Origin of the sequence: Megasphaera sp. DJF_B143, from assembly GCF_900320625.1 — a bacterium.
GTDB classification, from domain to species: Bacteria; Bacillota; Negativicutes; order Veillonellales; family Megasphaeraceae; genus Megasphaera; species Megasphaera hexanoica.
Map to the genome: position 1 here is coordinate 1 of NZ_ONTA01000224.1, position 3,082 is coordinate 3,082.

Below are 3,082 nucleotides of genomic sequence, written 5' to 3' on the forward strand. Positions count from 1 at the left end.
GGAGCCGTCAAAAGGATATTCGCACAGCGGCATGAGTTCGATATGGGTATAATGCATATCCTTCACGTAGTCTACCAGCTGGTCTGCCAGTTCCCGGTAGGTCAGCATATCGCCGTTTTCTCTGCGCCGCCACGAGCCCAGGTGGACTTCATAGGTCAGCATGGGCTGGGCGTATGAATCGTAGTCTTTGCGGCTGGCCATCCATTTCTTGTCTTTCCACGTATAATGGAGCTTGGTCAGCTTCGATGCCGTATCGGGCCGGACTTCCGACCAGAAGGCATAGGGGTCGCTTTTGAGGATGACATCGCCCGAAGCCGTCGTGATGGCGTATTTGTAGTTATCCCCTTCGGAAAGACCGGAAATATAGCAGGTCCAGATGCCATTTCCCTTGTCGCTGCGCGTCATGGGGTCGGCCGTTTCATCCCATTCATTGAAATCACCGACGACGCTGACGGCCTGTGCATGAGGTGCCCACACGGCAAAGCGCACGCAGGCTTTGCGCCGGTACGCCGTAAAATGCGCGCCAAAGAGGCGGTAACTGCTGTCGTTCGTTCCCTGATGATACAGATAGGTACTATAATCATCGATGGCACTGAGTTTCATCCGTGCACACCTCCTTTATTACATCAACTCTTGACCGGTTTCAGGTGCCAGATTCCCGATGCGTACTGGCGGATGGTCCGGTCACTGGAAAAATAGCCCGAATGGGCGATATTGACGGCGCTGGAATGGAGCCACTGGAGGCGTTTGTTGTAGCGCCGTTCGATTTCCTGCTGTGCCTGACAGTAGGGTTTGAAATCTTTCAAGACGAAGAATTCATCGTTGCGGTCCAGGAGTGAATCGTAGAGCATGCCGAAGGATTCGCCATTTCCCAGGGATCCATCGACGAGGCTGTTCATGATCTGGCGGATATCCGCATCTTCGCTGTACATATTCCACGAAGAATAGCCGCCGTGGATATAATAATCCATGACTTCGTTGGCCCGGAGGCCGAAGATGACGCAGTTGTCATCACCCACTTCGCGGTGGATTTCCACGTTGGCCCCGTCCATGGTGCCCAGGGTGATGGCCCCGTTCATCATGAATTTCATATTCCCCGTACCAGACGCTTCTTTTCCGGCCGTAGAGATCTGTTCGCTCACATCGGCGGCCGGAAACAGGAGCTGGCCCAGGGAGACGTTGTAGTTTTCCAGGAAGAGGACGCGCATCTGCTTGCGGATACGGCGGTCGTTGTTGACCAGCCGGGCCACGACGTTGATGAGCTTGATGGTCTGCTTGGCTTCCCCATAGCCGGCAGCTGCCTTGCCGCCAAAAAGGAAGGTCCTCGGCGTAATCTGCATCCGGGGATTGGCCTTGAGGACGTAATACAGGTGCAGGACGTGGAGAATATTGAGGAGCTGCCGTTTGTAGAGATGGATCCGCTTGATCTGGATATCAAAGATCGATGCCGGGTCTACCTTTACTTCATACTTCTGCTGGATATAATCGGCCAGGATATATTTGCGGGTCTGTTTCACCTGGGCCAGCCGTTCGAGGAAGGCCGGATCCTTGGAAAATTTTTCCACGTCCATGAGGCGTTTGGCTTCCAGCCGCCAGTCCGGCCCGATGGTGTCATCGAGCAGTCCTGCCAGCTGCGGATTGGACTGGATGAGCCAGCGCCGGTGGGAGACGCCATTGGTCTTATTGGAAAAACGCGACGGAAAACAGGTGTAGAACTGGTGCAGCGTCGAGTCCTTCAGGATCTGGGAGTGGATTTCCGCAACCCCGTTGACACTGTGGCTGCCGAGGACAGCCAGATGGGCCATGTGGACCTGTCCATCCCAGAGGACGGCCACATCGCGGGCCTTGTCTTCGTCGCCGGGGAAGCGCTTGCGGACTTCGGCCAGCCAGCGCCGGTTCAGTTCTTCCACGATGAGATAGATCCGCGGCAGCAGGGACTTGAACATGGGAATGGACCAGCGTTCCATCGCTTCCGGCAGGATGGTGTGGTTCGTATAGGCCACGGTGCGGACGGTCACATTCCAGGCCGCATCCCACGAAAGTCCTTCTTCATCCATGAGGATGCGCATGAGTTCGGGGATGACCAGGGCCGGATGGGTATCGTTGATATGGATAGCGATGTACTGATCGAATTTATACAGGCTTTCTTTGATTTTTTTCTTGTAATAGCGCACGATGGACTGCAGGCCCGCCGATACCATGAAGTATTCCTGCATGAGCCGCAGCTTGCGCCCTTCTTCCGTGCTGTCTTCGGGATAGAGGAAACGGGAAATGAGCTGCACGCTGTTCTTGTAGTGGAAGGCCCGGTGCCGGTCGCCCAGGGACAATTCGCGGTACATATCTTCCCGGGAATATTCGGCCCGCCACAGGCGCAGGGTGTTCACCGTATGGTTGTGATAGCCTACGATGGGGACATCGTAGGGCACGGCACGGACAGAAGAATATTTTTCGTAGACACATTCCAGGCCGCCGTCTTCGGAAGGGCGCATGTAGGCGTTGCCGCCGAAGCGTACGTTGACGGCCTTATCGACCTTCTTGACTTCCCAGGGGAACCCGTCGGCCAGCCAGCTGTCAGGCAGTTCGACCTGCTGATCGTCGATGATGCGCTGATTGAAGAGTCCGTACTGATAGCGGATACTGCAGCCATGGCCAGGAAGCTGGAGCGCTGCCAGGGAATCGATGAAGCAGGCAGCCAGTCTGCCCAGGCCCCCGTTTCCCAGTCCCGGATCCCGTTCTTCCGGGATGATCCGGTCCAGGTCCCAGCCCAGGTCCTTGAGCCCGGCCCGGCAGACATCTTCCATGCCCAGGCCGATGAGGTTGGAATCGAGCAGCCGCCCCAGGAGGAACTCGATGGAAAAATAGTAGACCTGTTTCGCCTTTTCTTCGGCATAGGTTTCATTCGTGCGGATCCAGTCTTCACTTACCAAATCACGGACCATGAAGGCTACGGTCTGATATACTTCGTTCGGTGTCAGATCGGGCAGATCCTTTTCCCACAAAATGTGTGCTTTTTTGGTAAATTCACTTTTGAATTCTTCTTTATCCTGCCACGTATTCACTATTTCAGGACCCCTTTTTTAGA

General features: G+C 55.3%; 1 protein-coding gene and 1 pseudogene. Both read right to left on the minus strand.

Features of this window, described 5'->3' with window-relative positions:
* Positions 1 to 603, minus strand: a pseudogene (locus DBO31_RS06775) (1,4-alpha-glucan branching enzyme); the annotation flags it as partial.
* Between the two features lie 23 nt (positions 604 to 626).
* Entirely contained in the window at positions 627 to 3,059 is a 2,433-nt protein-coding gene (locus DBO31_RS06780) for a glycogen/starch/alpha-glucan phosphorylase (RefSeq protein WP_150824761.1), read from the minus strand.
* Between the last annotated feature and the right edge of the window lie 23 nt (positions 3,060 to 3,082).